15 protein-coding genes are annotated in these 17,986 nt (G+C 70.1%); 6 read left to right on the top strand and 9 right to left on the bottom strand.

What is annotated here, in order from left to right; all coding sequences use genetic code 11:
- Positions 1-414: 414 nt before the first annotated feature.
- The 6 genes from ABZT02_RS41045 to ABZT02_RS41020 all read right to left on the bottom strand — a co-directional run bounded on the left by ABZT02_RS41045 (position 415) and on the right by ABZT02_RS41020 (position 5,810).
- The gene (locus ABZT02_RS41045) at positions 415-1,611 is read right to left on the bottom strand and encodes an epoxide hydrolase family protein (RefSeq protein WP_356027408.1); all 1,197 of its coding nucleotides are present in this window, start codon (positions 1,609-1,611) and stop codon (positions 415-417) included.
- A gap of 20 nt (positions 1,612-1,631) precedes the next feature.
- Positions 1,632-2,753, bottom strand: coding sequence for an MFS transporter (locus ABZT02_RS41040; RefSeq protein WP_356027413.1), 1,122 nt, complete (start codon positions 2,751-2,753; stop codon positions 1,632-1,634).
- Positions 2,754-2,872: 119 nt separating this feature from the next.
- A complete protein-coding gene (locus ABZT02_RS41035) occupies positions 2,873-3,541 on the bottom strand; it encodes a TetR family transcriptional regulator C-terminal domain-containing protein (protein ID WP_356027406.1) in 669 nt (222 codons plus the stop codon).
- A 431-nt stretch (positions 3,542-3,972) separates the two neighbouring features.
- On the bottom strand, positions 3,973-4,917 hold the full coding sequence (locus ABZT02_RS41030; protein WP_356027403.1) for an NADP-dependent oxidoreductase: 945 nt from the start codon (positions 4,915-4,917) through the stop codon (positions 3,973-3,975).
- Between the two features lie 97 nt (positions 4,918-5,014).
- Positions 5,015-5,299, bottom strand: coding sequence for a hypothetical protein (locus ABZT02_RS41025; RefSeq protein ID WP_356027401.1), 285 nt, complete (start codon positions 5,297-5,299; stop codon positions 5,015-5,017).
- Positions 5,300-5,474: 175 nt separating this feature from the next.
- Complete coding sequence (locus ABZT02_RS41020; protein ID WP_356027398.1) at positions 5,475-5,810, bottom strand: hypothetical protein; 336 nt, start codon at positions 5,808-5,810, stop codon at positions 5,475-5,477.
- Positions 5,811-6,082: 272 nt separating this feature from the next.
- Between ABZT02_RS41020 and ABZT02_RS41015 the strand changes: the two genes are divergently transcribed.
- Positions 6,083-6,586, top strand: a complete 504-nt coding sequence (locus tag ABZT02_RS41015) for a MarR family transcriptional regulator (RefSeq protein WP_356027396.1) — start codon at positions 6,083-6,085, stop codon at positions 6,584-6,586.
- Positions 6,587-6,705: 119 nt separating this feature from the next.
- On the opposite strand, the gene ABZT02_RS41010 is transcribed toward ABZT02_RS41015, so the two are convergent.
- The gene (locus ABZT02_RS41010) at positions 6,706-7,680 is read right to left on the bottom strand and encodes a helix-turn-helix domain-containing protein (protein ID WP_356027393.1); all 975 of its coding nucleotides are present in this window, start codon (positions 7,678-7,680) and stop codon (positions 6,706-6,708) included.
- Positions 7,681-7,927: 247 nt separating this feature from the next.
- Between ABZT02_RS41010 and ABZT02_RS41005 the strand changes: the two genes are divergently transcribed.
- From ABZT02_RS41005 to ABZT02_RS40995, 3 genes are all read left to right on the top strand, one after another.
- Positions 7,928-8,428, top strand: a complete 501-nt coding sequence (locus tag ABZT02_RS41005) for a cupin domain-containing protein (protein ID WP_356027391.1) — start codon at positions 7,928-7,930, stop codon at positions 8,426-8,428.
- Between the two features lie 184 nt (positions 8,429-8,612).
- The gene (locus ABZT02_RS41000; RefSeq protein WP_356027388.1) at positions 8,613-10,667 is read left to right on the top strand and encodes an AAA family ATPase; all 2,055 of its coding nucleotides are present in this window, start codon (positions 8,613-8,615) and stop codon (positions 10,665-10,667) included.
- A 328-nt stretch (positions 10,668-10,995) separates the two neighbouring features.
- Complete coding sequence (locus ABZT02_RS40995; RefSeq protein WP_356027386.1) at positions 10,996-11,514, top strand: hypothetical protein; 519 nt, start codon at positions 10,996-10,998, stop codon at positions 11,512-11,514.
- A gap of 300 nt (positions 11,515-11,814) precedes the next feature.
- Here the strand turns inward: ABZT02_RS40995 and ABZT02_RS40990 are convergent, their stop codons facing one another.
- Positions 11,815-13,434, bottom strand: a complete 1,620-nt coding sequence (locus ABZT02_RS40990; RefSeq protein ID WP_356027383.1) for a carboxylesterase/lipase family protein — start codon at positions 13,432-13,434, stop codon at positions 11,815-11,817.
- Positions 13,435-13,590: 156 nt separating this feature from the next.
- Between ABZT02_RS40990 and ABZT02_RS40985 the strand changes: the two genes are divergently transcribed.
- Positions 13,591-14,334: a TetR/AcrR family transcriptional regulator gene (locus ABZT02_RS40985; protein ID WP_356027380.1), complete on the top strand. Its 744-nt coding sequence runs from the start codon at positions 13,591-13,593 to the stop codon at positions 14,332-14,334.
- 188 nt (positions 14,335-14,522) lie between these two features.
- Positions 14,523-15,365 carry a DUF6461 domain-containing protein gene (locus ABZT02_RS40980; protein ID WP_356027378.1) on the top strand — a complete coding sequence of 281 codons (843 nt, stop codon included), beginning with the start codon at positions 14,523-14,525 and terminating at the stop codon, positions 15,363-15,365.
- 436 nt (positions 15,366-15,801) lie between these two features.
- Here ABZT02_RS40980 and ligA read toward each other — a convergent pair whose 3' ends face one another.
- Positions 15,802-17,886: an NAD-dependent DNA ligase LigA gene (gene ligA, locus ABZT02_RS40975; RefSeq protein ID WP_356027375.1), complete on the bottom strand. Its 2,085-nt coding sequence runs from the start codon at positions 17,884-17,886 to the stop codon at positions 15,802-15,804.
- Positions 17,887-17,986 lie beyond the last annotated feature (100 nt).

The raw sequence follows: 17,986 nt of genomic DNA, 5'->3' as shown, positions 1-17,986 counted from the left end.
AACCTGCTGAGGTGCTGGACCGGCACCTGCAGCACCTGCGGCCGCCCCCTCACCACAGCCAGACACAGAGCCAGAACCTAACGAAGCACTACTAGGCGCGTGCCGGCGAAGTGCACGGCCGATCCCCAGTCCGCCTGTACCGGTTCCTGACACCACTGGCAGGGTGGGATCTCTGGGGCCGGCCTTGCGGTGGGGGAGGAGCGATACCCGGCCCTCGGCCTGCGCCCGTGCTGCGGGGCACCGCTTGAGGCCAGCATTCCTGCGGCCTCCTCGCAAGTGACCGGCAGTGGTCATGCCGACTGAACTCGTCGAGCAGCTCGACAGGATTTTGATCGCATGCTGCTCGTCCTCAGGCGAATAGGTTCCAGATCTCGTCCCAGCCGGCCGGGAGGGCGATGTGGAGGACCCGCGGGTTCAGCCCTCGGATCGAGGTGCGGAGGATTGCGGGGCCGAGGGCTGAGGAGCTGGGCGCGGAAGGGAGCGGTAGGCGCGGAAGAACTCGGTGATGTCGTCGGCCAGCAGGGCGGGTTCTTCGTGGGCGGCGAAGTGTCCGCCGCGGGGCATGTGCGTGTAGCGAGTGATGTCGTAGGTGCGCTCGGCCCAGCTGCGTGGCGGCCGGCTCAGGTCGGCTGGGAACAGGGCGACGGCCGTGGGAACGCTCACCCGCTCCACGCGTCGGGTCAGGCCGTGGGCGTACTCGTAGTAGGGGCGGAAGGAGGTGGAGATGGTGCCGGTGAACCAGTAGAGGGAGGCCTGGGTGAGGAGGAAGTCGTCGCTGAAGCGCGAGGACAGGTCGCCGTCGCAGTCGCTCCACGCCCGGTACTTCTCGACGAGCCAGGCGAGCAGGCCGGCGGGGGAGTCGGCCAAACCCTGACTCAGGGTGAGGGGACGGGTGCTCTGCTGCTGCAGGTAGGCGCCCTCCTGGGCCTGCCAGGCGGCCACGGAGTCGAGGTGGGCCTGCTCCTGCGGGGTGAGGGTGGCAGGGTCGTAGTCGGCCGGGGCGGCCACCGCCAGCAGGTGGATGCCGACGAGCGCCTCGGGGTGGGCCTCGGCGAGCCGCGAGGTGATGCCGGCGCCCAGGTCTCCGCCGTGCGCCGCGTACCGCTCGAAGCCGAGTTCGTCGTGCATCAGCCGGTGCCAGAGGTGGTGGGTCTGCTGCGCGTCGGTGAGCTCGGGCCGCTGGGGTGAGAACGCGAATCCGGGAAGTGAGGGCACGATCACGGTGAAGGCGTCCTCGGCTGCTCCTCCGTATCGGGACGGAGTGGCCAACCGGTCGGCGAGGGCCGTCAGTTCCAGGAAGGAGCTGGGCCAGCCGTGGGTGAGCACGATCGGCAGCGCGTCCGGGTGTTCGCCGTCGAAGCGGAGGTAGTGGACGGCTGTTCTGTCGATGTCGGCCCGGTGTGAGGGGAGGGCGTTGATGGCGGCCTCGTGGACTCGCCAGTCGTAGCCATCGGCCCAGTACGCGACGAGGCGCCGGAGTTCCGCCGTGTCGGTTCCTGCCTCCCAGCCGTCGACCGGCCAGGGCTCGGCCCAGCGGGTGCGCTTCAACCGGGCGCGGAGTTCGGCCAGTTCGGCTTCACTGACGGCGATCATGGGTGGACTGCTCGGCATGGGATGTCTCCTTGGCGTGCTCAGGTTCTTGGCATGACGGGGATGGCGGCGGGGTCCGGCACGCAGGAAGCCGGGGGGTGGGGGCGGGCGGCGCCGGCGAGGGGCACGGCCCCGGCCATGAGGACTGTGACGGCGAGCAGGGCATGGGCGAGTCCGGTCCGGTCGGCGAGGAACCCGATCAGGGGAGGGCCGCCGACGAAGCCGCAGTATCCGATCGAGGTGATGACCCCGACCCGGTCGGAGACACGGACGGGTTCATCGGCGCCGGCGCTCAGGGTGAGGGGGAAGCCGAGTGCCGCGCCCGCTCCCCACAGCAGTACACCGGCGAAGACCGTCCCTGTGTGGGGGCCGAGCGCGAACAGGGCGCCACCGCCGGCAGCGGCGGCAGCGGCCGCCCGCAGGGCGGCGGGCCGGCCCAGCCGGTCGACGATCGCCGACCCGAGCCAGCGGCTCAGGGTGACCGCGGTGAGGAACGTGGCATAGGCCAGGGTTCCGACCGTGGCCGTGGTGTGGTGGCGGTCGATGACGGTGAGGCTGATCCAGTTGCTCCCCGCCCCTTCCGCCATCGTGAAGGCCAGCGCGAGGCAACCGAGGGCGACCGTGCGAGGGTCGCGCCACGGGGTCGGCCCCGGGCGGTCGGCCGACGCCGGCGACGCACCGGGCCCGCGGCGGGCGCACGCGGGAAGGAAATGCCGGGCGGCCGCAGGTGTCACGAAGGCGATGAGCAGGGCGATCCCGCCGATGTGGAGACTCACGGGAACCCGCCACGCGTTCATCAGCGCACCGAGACAGGCACCGGCGACCGTACCGAGACTGAACCCGGCGAAGAAGCGAGGCATGACCGATCGGCCGAGGCGTTGTTCGATGGCCGCGGCGTGCACGGTCACCGCGACGTCCCACAGACCTGTCGACATGCCCAGCAGCACGAGCCCGGCCACCAGCAGCGGCGTCCAGACGGCGTACCCGAGTGCCACGGCACCGAGACCGGCACCGACCAGCAGGGCCACAGCGGTGATGGCCCGGCGGGGTCCGACCCGTGTCACGACCGCCCCGGCCAGCGGCAACACCACGACACCGCCGACGGCGATCACGAGGAACAGCAGCCCCAGTGACGCCGGATCCAGGTCCATCCGTGCGCGTATCTGCGGCAGCCGCGAGGCCCATGTCGACCCGGCGAGTCCCAGGCCTGCGAAGACCGCGTGCGTCGACCTTACGGCGGCCGCTGTCTCTCGCCGCCGCGGGTCAGGAGCCGCGATCGCGTTCACGTTCCCCATCCGGTGAGCGGGGCGAGGGCCTGTTCGATCGCCGCCCGCGTCACCTCCCGTGGCTCCGGCTCGATCGCGAGGAGCACATGCATGATCAGCCCTTCCAGCAGGGCGTCCAGACGGCCGGCTGTCTCCGGCCCGGTGAAGCGGGCCAGCACGGCCCGGCTGTCGCTGGTCCACTGCTGTGTCAGCGCTCGCAGAGCGGGATCGCGCAGGGCCGCCAGGTGCAGTTCGAAGCCGAGGACGGCGCTGCGGCGCCGGGAGGGTCCCCCCTGCACCAGATCCACCAGGACCTCGACCAGGTCCTCGCGCGACCTCACCTCCGTGAACAGGCCCTCGAACTGCGCGGTCCGTTGTTCCACGTACCAGGCGAACGCCTGTGCCTGGAGCTCGGCCAGGCTCGAGAAGTGGTAAGTGACCGACCCCAGCGGCACATCCGCGCGTGCGGCGACTTTCCGGTGCGTGATACCGGCTGCCCCGTCCGACACGAGCACATCGAGAGCAGCGTCGAGAATGCGCGTCCTGCGCTCCGGATCATGCCGACGCGCCCGCCGCCCCTCGCCCGCCGCGGTATCGGCAGCCGGGTGCTCCGGCTCACCGCCGATCGCTCCGCTTCCTGCCGGGCCACTGGAGGCGTCCCTCCCCGGAGGTTCCACCCTGCTCATAGGAACAAACGTACACTACGTTAGGAACAAATGTACGCACCTAGTCGTGCTGATACATCCGGACCAATCCGGGGAGCGGGCATGAGCGACGACGGCCACACGATCGGAGAGGTCGATGAGCGCACCGGCGGGCTGGGCGTCCACGCCCTACGCTCATCCGAACGCGCGGGGCTGCTGCCGGGTTCGGCGGCACGCGGCAGTGGCGGACGACGCCGCTGCTCCTCCTCGACGTCGAACCCTTCGACGTCGAACAGTTCCAGCTGTGCAACCGCTCCGGTCGTACCGGATGCCGATGCCCCTGAGTGACATCCGGCCGTACGCCGAGCCGGCCGCCGCCGGACCGAGCAACGAGGCCGTTTACCGGTGGCGCCTCGGCGATTTCGGAATCCAAGGCGAGTGCCATGGCAGTTTCCCTCGGCGGAGGTGGGGCGTCAGCCGGCGGACGTGACGACGATGACCTTGCCGTGCACCGCGCCTTCGGCTGCCTGGGCGTGCAGCGCCGACAGCTCGGCCAGCGGCACCCGCTCGGCGACGGCGACCTGCAGTTCCCCGCGGTCGGTGAGCGCCACCAGCTGCTCCAGCTGGTCGGCGTCGCTGCGGACGAACAGGTTGATGCCGCGCACGCCGCGCTCCTCGTCGACGGGTGCGGGCATCCACACCGTCGTGTTGACCACGACGCCGCCCGGGCGGACGAGGGTGACGAGCGCGGCCAGTTCGGCCGGGTCGACCGGTGCGAGGTTGAGCGCGATGTCGACCGGTTCGGTCACCGCCGCGGTCACGCTGGTGGTGGTGTGGTCGATGACCTCATCGGCGCCGGCGGACGTGACCGCCTCGCTGCTGCGCGGGCCGGCGGTGGCGATGACGTGGGCACCGGCGTTCTTGGCCAGTTGCACGGCGTAGCCGCCGACCGCTCCGCCGGCGCCGTTGATCAGCACGCGTTGCCCGGCCGTCAGCTTGCCGTGGTCGAACAGCGCCTGGTACGCGGTGAGGCCCACGAGCGGTAGTGCGGCGGCGTCGGGCAGCGGGACGCTCTTGGGGGCCGGCGTCAGGACTTCGGTCGGCGCGAGGGCGTACTCCGCGGCGGCGCCGTTGCCGTCCATCGGCAGGAAGCCTATGACGTCGTCGCCGACCGCTATGCCGTCCACGCCCTCGCCCAGCGCGTCGACGGTGCCGGCGACATCGATGCCTGGGGTGTGGGGCAGTTCCACCGGGATGGGGCCGCGCATGAAGCCGCCGCGGATGTTGCCGTCGACGGGGTTGAACGATGTCGCGGCGACGCGGATCCGGACCTCGCCGGCCCCGGGGGCGGGCTGCGGCACGTCCTCGTAGCGCAGGACGTCGGGGTCGCCGTACTCGTGGAAACGTACTGCCTTCATTTCGGTTCTCACCCTCGCTGCGATGGATATTGCTTCGAATTCGAAGCAACTGATGATGACAGTACATCTGCTTCGAATTCGAAGCAAGTGCTGTCGGTCACTGCCGGTGCGAGCTCATCGCGCGGCGAGTTCGGCGGCGGCCTGGTCGATGCGCGGGCACCGGTATGCCGGAGAGGCATGTGTTCCCGAGGGCGACGAACAACGAGTCGATCTCCCCGCTGGGGGATGAGGCGAGCACCGGGGTCGCCACCGTCAGCCCGTCGGCTGCCAAGACCGCCGCGATCGCCTCCCTCAGGTCGAGGCGGGCGCGGCCTGGGGCAGAGTGCTGGACGAGGTCGGCCGTCAGTTGGTGGAGCTCCAGCACCTCCACCTCGGCGCGCACCGCCGGCCGCCAGTGACCGGCGCACTGCCTCCGCGGCCAAGTCCGCGAGCAGGCGAGTCGGACGCGCAGAGCCGACACCGGCGCTCACGACGGCCGGGACACCGGACTCCATGCGGCGGTGCTCAACCCGACATCGTGGTCATGGCTACGTTCCTGCGGCTGGACCGTGGTGCCGTCACCGGGGAGGGGCGAGGACGACATTGCCGGACAGTTCCGCGGCTTCGGCGAGCAGTTGCACGGGGATCTCGAAGCCCCGCGTGCGTAGCTCACGAAGGTCACGGCCCGCGTGGCGGAACATCTTCGCCGGCCCTCCGGAAGCCGAGATGAGTGGTAGGTCTGCCTTCTCGGAAGTGATGCGGTATCCGTGCGGGATGCGCCGGGACGGGAAGACGATGCCGCCCTCCCGTAACGCGATGCCGCCCTCCCGCAACTCGTGCCCCTCGCCGCCGGCCCACACCAGCGTCAGCCGCCGACCGGTCGCCTCGATGTCGAGCAGCGCGCTGAAGGGCACTCCCGCCGATCCACTCGAGTTGTTGCTGGTCCTCGTGTTGTGCGAGGTGGGGGATGCTCATGGCCGGTTCTCGGGATGCGTGGGCGGTGGTCCCGTCCTCCTTCCGCAACCCTGTGCCGCGCCACTGCCCGATCTGCATGCTCTGCGGTGCTCAGTCGGGCCCAACACTGCCCACTCCGTGCGCTGACGAGGAGTTCGGTTCCAGCTGGCCCTGTGGTGGCTGGAACGGCGGCAGGCCAGACTCTTCGAATTCGAAGCAGTAGACTCCGGTCATGCCCGATTCACCGCCGTCGCTCGACCCCGTGCAGCTCGGCGCCTACTTCGACCTCGTCGAGGTGACCAGCCTGCTCCGGCATGCGGTCGAGCAGCAGCTGCGTGAGACCGGTGATCTCAGCTATGTGCAGTTCCAACTGCTGGCCCGCCTCGGAGACTCGCCGACGGGCAGCCACCGTATGACCGACCTGGCCGACGGCGTCGTCTACAGCCGCAGCGGCCTGACCTACCAGGTGGGCCTGCTCGAAAAAGAGGGCCTGGTCGTCCGCGCTCCCTCGCTTGACGACGAGCGGAGCATCACCGTCACCCTCACCGAGGCCGGACGCGCTCTGCTCGCGAAGGTGCTGCCGGGTCACGTCGAGGTGGTCAACACCCTCTTGTTCGCACCGCTTTCGACCGACGACGTCAAAGCTCTGGCCGGCCTGCTGGCGCCGGTGCGCGACCACATGCGCTCGACGCCGCCCCGCTCGGCGGCGCCTCGCCGCCGCAAAGGCGGAGCGTAAGGACCCCGCAGGCGTCGGAGCCCCGGCGTCCGCGGCGGCCCAGGACACGGCGGGACGCCGGGCGGCCCGCAGTCGCCGGTGAACCGGACGGGACGGGGGAGGCCGAGCCGTCAGGCCGGTCAGCGTGCGAACTGTGCCGGTGTCGTTCGGTACTGCTTCTTGAATGCGCGGATGAAGTGGCTGCTGTCGGTGAAGTGCCAGCGCGCGGCGGCCTCGGAGACCGTCAGGCGTGATCCGGGGACGGTGAGTGCCGCGGCCGCTTCCTCCAGGCGTCGGCGGCGGATGTAGGCGCTGAACGACTCGTCGAGAGTCGCGAAGGCCCGCTGCAGGGTGCGCACGGAGACGTGGAGGTGGGCGGCGATCGTGGCCGGTGACAACTCGGCGTCGGTGAGCCGTGCATCGGCCAGATCCCTGGCCGCTTGTGCCAGCGCCGGGGTGAAGGTGGGCTCGCGGTCGTCGAAGTGGTCGAGGACCAGCCCCTTGGCCAGTTCGAGCAGGGCGTTGCGGGACGCGTGCGCGGCCGCCGGGCCGAGGTCGCTCACGGTCCGCTGGACCATGGTGGTGTGTGCCATGAGGATCTGCGCCGCGGGCGAGGTGGCCCGGCCGGTGCGTGGTTTCCCGGCGACCAGGGGCCGCAGGGCGTCACCGGGGAAGATGAAGATGCGGTTGCCGATCTCGGGCGTGGTGTGGAAGTGGTTCTCCGTCACGACGTGGTGCATGAAGTAGGTGCCGGCCGAGACGTAGACGTCACCGGCCCGGTCGTGCGGATCCCGCAGGGTCGTCGCACCCCGCAGCCCGACGTACAGCCTGATGTGGTCGTGTTCGTGCGTACCGACCGCCCGGGTGCTCACGGTCGAGGAACCCCAGAGTTCGTTGACGACCGTGTCCTGCAGGGTCACCGAGCGCATGATCCCCTGGAAGCCGTCGACCGTGGAGGCGCTGAACTCCGGCAGGGGGTACAGCTCTCCCATGCGGTCGTTCCAGGTGTCGACGAAATACTCCCACGTTCCCCGCCCCGTACCGATGGAGTCGGCGTCGGCGGTGAACGTGCCCACCTTGCCGCCCGGTCCAGGTAAATGCGGTCTGTCGCTCATCTGCCCTCCACGCCGATCAAGATGTCGCCGGGATCCCATCCCCTGTCGCAAACGTACACGCCTCATTCGCACGGCCGTTCCTACTGTTGGCTGTACTTCAGCCGTTGACGATCTTCCGCCTGCGGGTGCCGCCACCGGGCTGCCGCCGTGCGGGTCGGCGTCGCCGCGGGCGCACTGCCCGGTGACGAAGGCGTGGTCCCGCCGACCACCGATCCCCACCTGACCGACCTTCGAGGAGACAACCGCGATGATTCCCGATGACGATCCGTCCCGGTCGCTGACCGTGGCCAACCCGGACGACCCCGGCACCACGTACGTCTCGCTGGTCGGCAACACGTACGCCATGCTGGTCACCGGCGAGCAGACGGACGGCCGGTACTGCCTGATCGACATGCGTGTGCCCGACGGCGGCGGGCCGCCCCCGCACCGGCACGACTTCGAGGAGATGTTCACGATCCTCGAGGGCGAGATCGAGTTCACCTTCCGCGGCGAGAAGCACACCGTGGGGGCCGGGTCCACGGTCAACGTCCCGGCCAACGCGCCGCACAACTTCCGCAACGCCTCGGGTGCGCCGGCCCGCATGCTGTGCATGTGCACCCCGGCAGGCCAGGACGAGTACTTCCTGCGCATCGGCGACGTCGTCGCGGGCAAGGACGCGCCGCCGCCGCAGCTGTCGGAGGACGAGGTCATGGAGCGTCGCCGCCGTGCGGCCGAACTGGCCTCGACCTACCGAAGCGAGTTCCTCTAGCCCGCATGGCCGGCGAGTACGGGCGGCCTGCCTTCGAGAGTCCGACGTGACCTGGGAGCCGACCAGGCCCGGACCCGCTCCGGTCACGGGTGCGGTCGCGTCTAGTGGGGTGACCGTGCTGCGCAGGCCGGCGGCGCGATCGCGGACCGGCCGACTGTTGACTGCTATGTACGAGGAGCGCGGAGTGGGAGCGGTGGGACTGGCGGACCGGCTGGCCGCGGCACGAGCCGGTGCGCTGGTGGGCAGGGAGCGGGAGCGGGCGGTGCTCGACCGGATGCTGTCGGGCGCTGCGGACGCTCCGCTCGTGGCCTACCTGCACGGTCCCGGTGGCATCGGCAAGACCTCGCTGATGCGCTACGCCGCCCGGCAGGCCGAGCTCGCCGGCCGGCGCGTGGTGCAGGTGGACGGCCGGTTCCTCGACGCCGATCCGCGTCGGCTGGAGGAGGCTGCGGCCCCGGCCTGCGCCGACCCCGGCGCGGTGCTGCTCATCGACACGTTCGAGCAGTGCCAGCCCCTTGAGGCCTGGCTGCGCGAGACGTTCCTGCGGCGGCTCGCCGACCATGCGATGGTGATTCTGGCCGGCAGGGTCGCCCCCGACGTCGAATGGTCGCTGGACCCTGGATGGGCGCAACTGTTCACCGCGCTGGCCGTGCGGCCGCTGGACGCCGCGCAGTCCCATGCCCTGCTCGCCGCCCGGGGTGTCCCCGCCGAACAGCGCGGCGCCTTCGTCGCCTTCGCGGGAGGCAGCCCGCTCGCCCTCTCGCTGGCCGCCTCCGTGCCGGCCGCGGCGCCGGGCGCGCCATGGGAGCCGACCGGTGACGTGCTGACAACCCTGGTCGCGCGGCTCGTGGGCGACCTGCCCAGCGCCGTCCACCGGCGCGCCCTCGAGGTCGTCGTACAGGCATACGTCACCCGTGAACCCCTGCTGCGCGCAGTGCTGGGCGACGAGGACACCGACACCGTGTTCTCCTGGCTGCGGCAGCTGCCCTACATCGAAGCCACGCCCGAAGGGCTGCACCCGCACGACGCGGTGCGGGCGACCCTCGAGGCCGACCTGCGCTGGCGGGATCCCGAGCGCTACGACGACATCCGCGTCCGCATCTCACTCGCGGGCCTGCGGGCCGTACGCGGCGCCGCCGAGGACGAAGCGCTGCTGCGGGTCGCCGAGTGGATGTTCCTCTTCCGCAACCAAAGGGGTCCGGAGGATCTGTACAACTTCCGGACGCACCCGCACATCGAGGACACTCCGCTCCGGCCCGAAGACGTGCCCGGCGTGTTGCGCATGGCAGAGGAAACGGAGGGCCCGGCATCGGCGGCCGCGGTCGCGCACTGGATCCGCCGCCAGCCAGAGGCCTTCCGCGTCCACCGCTACGCGGGCTCCTCCGCGCCCGTGTCGTTCATGGCCATCCTGCGGCTGGACACACCAGTGCCCGAGGATTGCGCCGAGGACCCGGTGATCGCGGCCGTCTGGGACCTTGTGGCGACGGCCCCCCTCGGACCGGGCGAGCACCTGGGCATCCGCCGCTTCGCGGTACAACCCGGCGGTCACCAGCGGCCCTCGCCCCTGATGGAACTCACCAGCCGACGCACCATCGGCGACGAGATGCGCACCCACCAACGCGCGGTGACCTTCACCGTCTTCGAGGACGCCGACCGGTGGGGACGCTACCTCGCCGAGGCCGGCCTGCCGGAGGTCGCGGTGGTGGACGTCGGCGGCAGGCAACAGCACATCTTCGGCCGGGACTGGCGACGGCAGACAGTGGAACAGTGGGTGCAGCACCGGGCTCGCACCGCGGTCACCCCTGTGACGACATGGCCCACACCTGCCGCCGCGAGTGGCGCGGACGACCAGCTGTCGCGCGCGGCGTTCGAGGAAGGAGTGCTCGAGGCGCTGCGCACGTGGCACACCCCTCGCGAATTCGCCACCAACGTCCTGCTGCACTCCCCTCTCGTGCCGCCCGGCTCACCCGACCCGGCCGCCGACCTGCGCGGCGCCATCATCACCGCCCTCGACGCGACACAGACCGACCCCGCGGGCGTCAAAGCCCACGAAGCTCTCACCGCCACCTACCTCACGGCCTCCCGCACCCACAAGGCCGCCGCCCGACGGCTCGGGGTGCCCTACGGCACCTACCGGCGCCACCTCGCCCTGGCCAAGGAACGCCTCATCGAACAACTGCTGCGCCAACCGGCCATGACATCCACCCTGATCCAGCCGCGCTCGCTATCGGAGGAGTGAGGGGGGCGGCGAGCCGTTCGGCGAGGGCGGTCCCCGCTTCGCGGTCCCCTTCCGCGACGCCATCGCCCAGGTGCTCGCCTACGGACGTGCCGACACTGTGCCCACATGTGTGTCCACAGGGGCAGAAGCTCGAGGCGTCGTCGAAGCCCGCACGGCCGCAACGCCGCTTGCACCCACGCGGATCCCCGTGAACGGCCTGTTCGGAACGTCGTGTCATGCTGGGCGATCACGGGTGACACGGTCACCACGGTCGCAGGAGGAAGAAGACACGATGCGAATCCCATTGCGCCGACGACCGGCCAGGCGGTCTCGACGGCTCCTCGACGTTGTGGGCATCAAGCCCGGTTCGGTGGATGACACCGACGACTTGGACGTCTGCCGACAGGTCGCCTTTCAGGCGGCCCGGCGCGACCATGACGCGACCGCCGAGGTGCTGGCCGTTGTTGAGGAACTGCTGGGCGACGAGACTGAGTACGAGTTCGTCGTCACCCTTCTGGAGAACCTCCAGAACCTTGTTTCCCACGGCCTCGACACGTTTCGGTCACCCGAGGAGATACACCTGCTGCTCGGGCCCCGAAGCGCGATCTGCTGGGACACCCTGGCCGATTTCTGGACTGCGGTGGCTGACTGGCGGGTTCGTACCGGCGCGCCGTTGGAATCCGCGGCCCCCCTTCTCGGCGTCCAGAATGAACAGCTGAGAACGCTTTTGTGGACGTCGAACCGAACCCTCGCCACCGGGGAGAAACTCGGCATCGCAGACGCCGTCCGCTACGAGAAGGCTGTCGGGACGCCCCTCCCCGGATACAGCCACATCGCGGTCGCACTGCGCAGCACCGGGCAGGGCTGACACAGGTTCTGTACGCTGCGGCCCGGGGTGGGCACCGGGCCCCGAGCTCCGTGACACCCCAGGACGCACGCGCCGCCCTGTCGTGACGACCACGCTGGTCAGGACGGCTTGTTGCGAGGACAGTCAGCGTGCGGGCCCGGTACGGGTGGACCGGTGAGGTGATGGTTCGACGGCGTGCCGAGCGGCTGCAGCGGCGTCGTGCTTGCTTCGGAAGTTCCGGTCCGAGGACGAACAAGGAGCCGCCGCAGAACGGCGAGCCGCGAGCCGTGAGCCCGGCGAGGACAGGCGTCGTGGTAGCTGTCAGCTGCCGATGGTCTTCCAGAAGCCGCATTGGTGTTCCTGGGCGAGATCGGCCGGTTCTGTCTTCCCCGGTTGCAGCGACTGGACGTGCTGGCCGGTTCCGAATCGGGGCCAGGGCGGTGCGCCGTGGCCGTTCGGGTCGCCCGTGGCGGCGAACTGGGCCCAGTAGCGCACCATCGTGTCCGCGAGTCGGTGCTGAGCGGGTGTGGCAGGGCCGGGGAGCTGCTCGTCGTCGAAGAGATACTGCAGCTCGCTGCCGTGGAACGCCCCGGTGGGGAAGTTGGGCTTCATGAGGGTGCTGAACCAGGGAGCTTCGTCGTCGGCGAACTCGTAGGCGTAGGTGGGCACGTGCCGGTCCAGGGTCCGGTCCCGGTCGAGGACCGTGCACCCCCAGGCCCAGTCGCCGATGGCGGTGGACAGCGCCTCGCCAGGGGACTGGAAGCGGTCGACGGGGTAGCGGGCCAGTACGCGGGCCGCGTCCGTCGGGGAAAAGAGTGTCCGGATCTGTTGCCGGTAGTCGGCGTCGGTCGTCGTCCGGCCGGTCACGGCTTCGATGGCCGCGGTGAACAGGCGATGTTCGTCCCGGGTGGTTCCCTGGATGATGGGGACCCGGCGGAAGTGGCCGGTGGCGAAGGCCTGTTCCGGACTCACGGGCAGTATGCCGCCGCCGACCGACGGTCCGGATCCGAGTCCGTAGTCAGACCACTTGACGAGTTCCTCGGCGGGTTCGGCGCGTAGACAGGCCGCGGCTGTCCGGAGGTCGGTACAGCCGACCTTGGCCGCCACGTCAAGCCCGTGCCGCTCGCGCTCCGCACGCGGCAGCGGGAACCAGGTCGCCGGTCCCGGTGACCATCTGCGTCCCGTGCACTGGGCGCTTTGCAGGATCGCCTTCTGGAACAGGCCCGCTGACCCCGGCGCCACGAGATGTGCGCAGACGCTGGTGCCGCCGGCCGACTCACCGAAGAGCGTGACGTTCGACGGGTCGCCGCCGAATGCCGCAGCGTTGCGCCTCACCCACCGCAACGCGGACTGCTGGTCCTCCAGGCCGAAGTTGCCCGAGAGGTGCTTGGCCGGACCGTGGTCGAGCGCGGGATGGTCGAGGAACCCGAAGACACCGAGCCGGTAGTTGAAGCTGACCACGATCACCTTGCCCGTGCCGGCCAGGCGCTGCGCGTCGTAAAGGCTCCCGGCACCGTTGATGAAGCCGTTGCCGTGGATCCACACCATCACCGGCAGATTGCGGGCGCTGCTGCGCGCGGGCGTGGTGACGTTCAGATACAGGCAGTCCTCACTGCTGCTCTCATCGTCGATGAGCCCTGCTGCCTGTGCGCACCGGTTGCCGGGTTCGGTCGCGGTCCGTACGCCCGACCACGACGCTGTCGGTTGGGGCGAGGCCCAGCGCAGCCGCCCGAGGGGCGGGGCGGCGTAGGGGATCCCCTGGAACATCCGGGTGTCCGTGCCGAGGCGCCCTTCGACCGAGCCGGCGTCCGTCCTGATCACGGTGGCAGGACCGCGTGGGCCACCCTCGGCGTGATGGGCTGCCTGCGAGGATCCGGCTGCGCCGCTGATCATGGCGCCGCAGAGCAGGGCGGTCAGCAGGGCCCGTAGGCGCGGACGCATCCTGACCTGCGGCCCGCGACGCCCCGGTAACGGGTTTCGATCTAGGGGATTCATCGACGTTCACATCCTCAAATAATTAGTGTGTGGTCCACACTAATATAAAGTGTGAGGCGCCCACAAAGTCAATGCCCTGTGGACGACTTGGAGATGAGCCCGATGCCCACAAGTGACGACGAGCGACTGCCACCTGGCCTCGCCCTGGCGTGGGGGTTGAGCGCCAAGACAGGGCGACTGGGCCGCAAGCCCTCGCAGAGCGTTGAGGGAATCGTCGAAGCGGCTGTCGGGCTGGCCGACGCGGAAGGCTTCGCGGCCCTGTCCATGCCGAACATCGCCAGGCGGGTGGGGCTCACGGCCAACGCGATCTACCGGTACGTCAGCTCGCGGGACGAACTGCTGGTCCTCGTCGCCGAGAGCGCGTGGGGCCCGGCGCCGGACCTGGAAACCGGCACGGGCCAGTGGCGAGCCGCGGCCGGCAGGTGGACCAGGACCATGATCGAGCGATGCGACACTCATCCCTGGCTGCCCGACCTGCCCATCCGCGGGGCGCCGGCGACCCCCAACCTGCTGCGCTGGACGGAGGTGCTGCTGGAAGCGCTCACCGGTGCCGGGCTGAGCTCCGCCGAATCGCTGGGGTGTGCGCTGCTGCTCGACGGCTACGCGCGGCGCATCGCCAGTGCTCGCCGCGACGTGCGCAACAGCAGCGCGGCGCCGGTTCAGTCGGCCGCCGTGACACGGTTCCTCCAACCGCTCCTGCATGAACACGGATATCCCATCCTGGCGTCCATGATGGAGCACCGCGAATACGACGATGCCATCGGCGACGACGACGTGGACTTCGGCCTGACCCGGATCCTGGACGGGATCGAGGTCCTGATCGCTCGACGCACGAAGACCCGCTGAACTGCGGCGAGTTCGCCGAGCCTGTGCAGACGAAGGACCTCACCGCGGCGGAGCGGGAACGGAAGGGGGAGGACGTCAAGCGGAAGGCTCATCCCAATAGGGGGCGGAGCACCGACGGGGGCCCACTTTTGTCAGAGCAAGTAAGCCTGCCCCAGGCGTTGTCAGCGGCATCAGGCACACTGCGCCGTATGAACTTGGTGACCGCGCACGACTACGCCTGGATCCGCACCTCGCCGCTCTTCCGCCACATGATGGAGAGCGGATACACCCTGACACTGATACGGGGGCGGACCCCGCGCGAGGTGCTGCGCGCGATGGAGGCGCAACCGCGCGGCACCGGGGAGGGAACGGCCGGGCTGATCGAGGCGGACGACGCCCACCGCGCCGAGGTGGACTACGACTACTGGGACGAGTCCTACGTCGCGGGCGCCTTCAGCGCTCCTGGCGAGAACGGCGACTGGACACTCGTCCTCGGCTTCGACGGGGGCCTGGGGATCGCGGGTGCGTGCGTGGAGACGCTGTCGCAGGGCGGCCGGGTCGTGTCGCACTCGACCAACGGCGGCAAACCCATCGACCTCTTCCACTGGTTCGAAGACGGTGAACTTCGTACGACGTTCGAGGGAGCCTCGTCGCGCGCCGGCAGCACGCCCGATGAACTGGTACCCCTGCTGCGGGAAGTCGGCTTCCCCCTGACTCCCGAGGGAGAGCACGACGAGAGTGCCCCGGACGTCGACCGGAAGGCGGCGGTCCTCGCTCTGGCTGAGAGACTCACCGGCGTACGCATCACCGAAGCCCTCCTTCAGGACGCGACGTACGAACTGGGACTCGTCCCCGAACAGCCTGCCGAGGAGTGGACCGGCGTGGTCATCGACATCACCGATGCCCACGGGGACCGCCTGTACAGGCAATGGACCCACGGTGAGATCGCGGCGGCGTCGGACCGCGCACGGGCGGAGGCAAACGCGCCGGTCGTCATCACCCCCAACGAGCCGTCGGCCATGGACCGTTCGGAGGACGAGGCGGGTGGGTAGCGAGCGGGCGCGTGCAGGGTGCCCGGTGCAATCGCGGCTCTCTGCAAGGGGAACTTGTCGCAACGGGGGGCTTCTGTGAGCATGGCCCAGCAGACTTCTTGAGGCGTCGCCGACAGACTCCTTGACCTGCAGGGCCCCCGGGGCCGCCACCGGCCGAGCGGCCGCTGACGGTGGGCCGGGGACCTGACCATGCGGCAGCTTTGCTGCTTGTTCGGCGCCTCTTCCTCCACCGTGTGCCGGTCATTCAGCGGCTGGGTCCGCTGCTGGCGCTCCCACGCTGATGGCTCGGCCCTCTCAACACCGGGTGAGACGGCATGCCTGACCGTGGCGGTACCCGGGGCGTGTGCCGTTGCCCTCGGCATGTCAGTGCAGGCTGGGCGGCCGTGCGAGCATGCGGCCTTGGCCACGGTGTGCTGCGGCACGGCCGTCGCCGTGGTCAGCTGGTGAAGTCGGCGACCAGGGCGGCGAATTCGTCCGGAGTGGCCAGGCGGATGCCGAGGTCTTCGGCCTTGGCTCGCTTGGATCCTGCGCCTTCCCCGGCGACGACCAGGGTGGTCTTCTTGGAGACGCTGGAGGAGGAGCGGCCGCCGGCGCGTTCGATGAGTTCGTTCATCTGGTTGCGGCTGAGTTTCTCCAGTGTGCCGGTCATTGCGCCGGTGACCACAACCGTCATCCCGGCCAGCGGGCCGCCTGCCACATCCGTGCCGGCGGCGGCGTCGGTGTCGCCGGTTGTGGGCGGCGGCGGGGTCGCTCCGGGTTCGGTCATGTTCACCCCGGCTGCGATGAGTTTGTCGATGAGCGGGGCGAGTTCGGCGAGTTCGGCGACGATCGCGGGTGCCTTTTCGGTGCCGATGCCCTCGACCTGCTGCATCGCTGCGGCGTCGGCGAATCGGATGTGGTCCATGGTGGCGAAGTGGCGGGCGATGCGGCGGGACATGGAGCGTCCGGTGCCGCGGACCCCGAGGGCGCACAGGACCCGTGACAGCGGCTGGTCCTTGGCCGCCGCGATCGCGGTGAGGAGGTTGTCGGTGCTGGTTGTTCCCATCCGCTCCAGTGCAAGGAGTTCGTCGCGGGTGAGGGTGAACAGGTCGGCGAGATCGGCGACCAGGCCCGTCTCGACGAGCTGCACGATGCGGGTGGCGCCCAGACCTTCGATGTCGAGCTGGTCGCGGCCGGCGGCGTAGGACAGGGAGGCGACCAGGTGGCAGTTGCGGCCCTGCTCGCACCGCCAGCGTTCCTGGCTCGAGTCGATACCGGAGCCGCAGCGTGGGCACACCTCGGGGAAGGTGATCGGCTGCTCGTCACCGGTACGCAGATGGGCGACCGGTGCCTCGATGCGCGGGATGACATCGCCGGCGCGATGGACCATGACATGGTCGCCCAACCGCAGGTCGCGGCGGGTGATGTCGGCCGGGTTGTGCAGGGTGGCGTAAGTGATGGTGGCGCCCTCGATCTCCACAGGCTCCAGGACGCCGCGCGGGGCAATGATCCCGGTGCGCCCTACGTTCCACTCCACATCCAGCAGGCGGGTGATCTTCTCCACGGCGGGGAGCTTGTAGGCGATCGCCCAGCGGGGTGCCCTCGATCCGGAACCGGCTGCCTGCTGGTCGGCGGCCAGGTCGGCCTTGATGACGATACCGTCGATCCCGAAGGGCAGTTCGGCGCGCAGCGCGGCGATCGCCCGCACGCGCTCCAGGACTTCCTCCACGGACGTGGCGACGATCCCGGGGACCGCGGTGCCGGCCGTGGTATGCACCCCCAACTGCGCGGCCAGCACCATCAGCTCGCTGTGCGCGAGCCCCTTCAGCCGCCCGGCGAGCTCAGCGTCGGTATCGGGCAGGGGCAGCAGGCCGTAGCCGAAGAACGTCATAGGCACCGTGTACGCGCGCTCCGTGGCCCGCAGCGTGCCCGCGGACGCCCCGCGCGGATTGGCGAACGGCTGCCCGCCGTGCGCGGTGCGCACCTCGTTGGCATGCTCGAACTGGGCCGCCGTCATCAGTACTTCGCCGCGCACCTCCACGGAGACCGGCTCGGCCAGCGTTTCCGGCAGGCCCTCAAGGGTGCCGATCGCGTGCGAGACGTCCTCCCCGGCAATCCCGTCGCCACGGGTGATCAGCCGGGTCAGACGGCCCTGGCGGTAGCGGGCCGCGACGGCGAGCCCGTCGAGCTTCGGCTCGACACTGAAGCGTTCCGGCTCACGGCCGATGCGGCGGGCCAAAGATGCCGTCCAGGCCGTGAACTCTTCGGGGGAGAACACGTTGTCCAGGCTCAGCATCGCCACCGTGTGCGGCACATCGCCCACCACCGCGCCCCCGGCTACCTTGCCCGTGGGGGAGTGCGGCAGGACCTGGTCGGGATGGGTGGCCTCCCACGCGGCGATGCCCCGTACCAGCCGGTCGTAGGTGTCGTCGTCCAGTGAGGTGGAGCCGCCTTCGTAGTAGGCGGCGGCGGCCTGGACCGCGTCCTCCACCGCCTGCGCGTAGGCAGCGGCATCCACGATCTGCGCAACGGGTGTCGTCATGTCTGCCATCCTGACGCCCACCACTGACAACGCCCCCTTTCGACGCCTCTGCAGGAGCGGCGGCACCTGAGCGGTGCGACCATCGTGGGGCAGCGTTGGT

It is taken from the genome of Streptomyces sp. NPDC005402 (genome assembly GCF_040606575.1).
Lineage (GTDB): Bacteria > Actinomycetota > Actinomycetes > Streptomycetales > Streptomycetaceae > Streptomyces.
The sequence above is the reverse complement of the archived record's forward strand: the minus strand, read 5'-3'. Positions and strand labels throughout refer to the sequence as shown.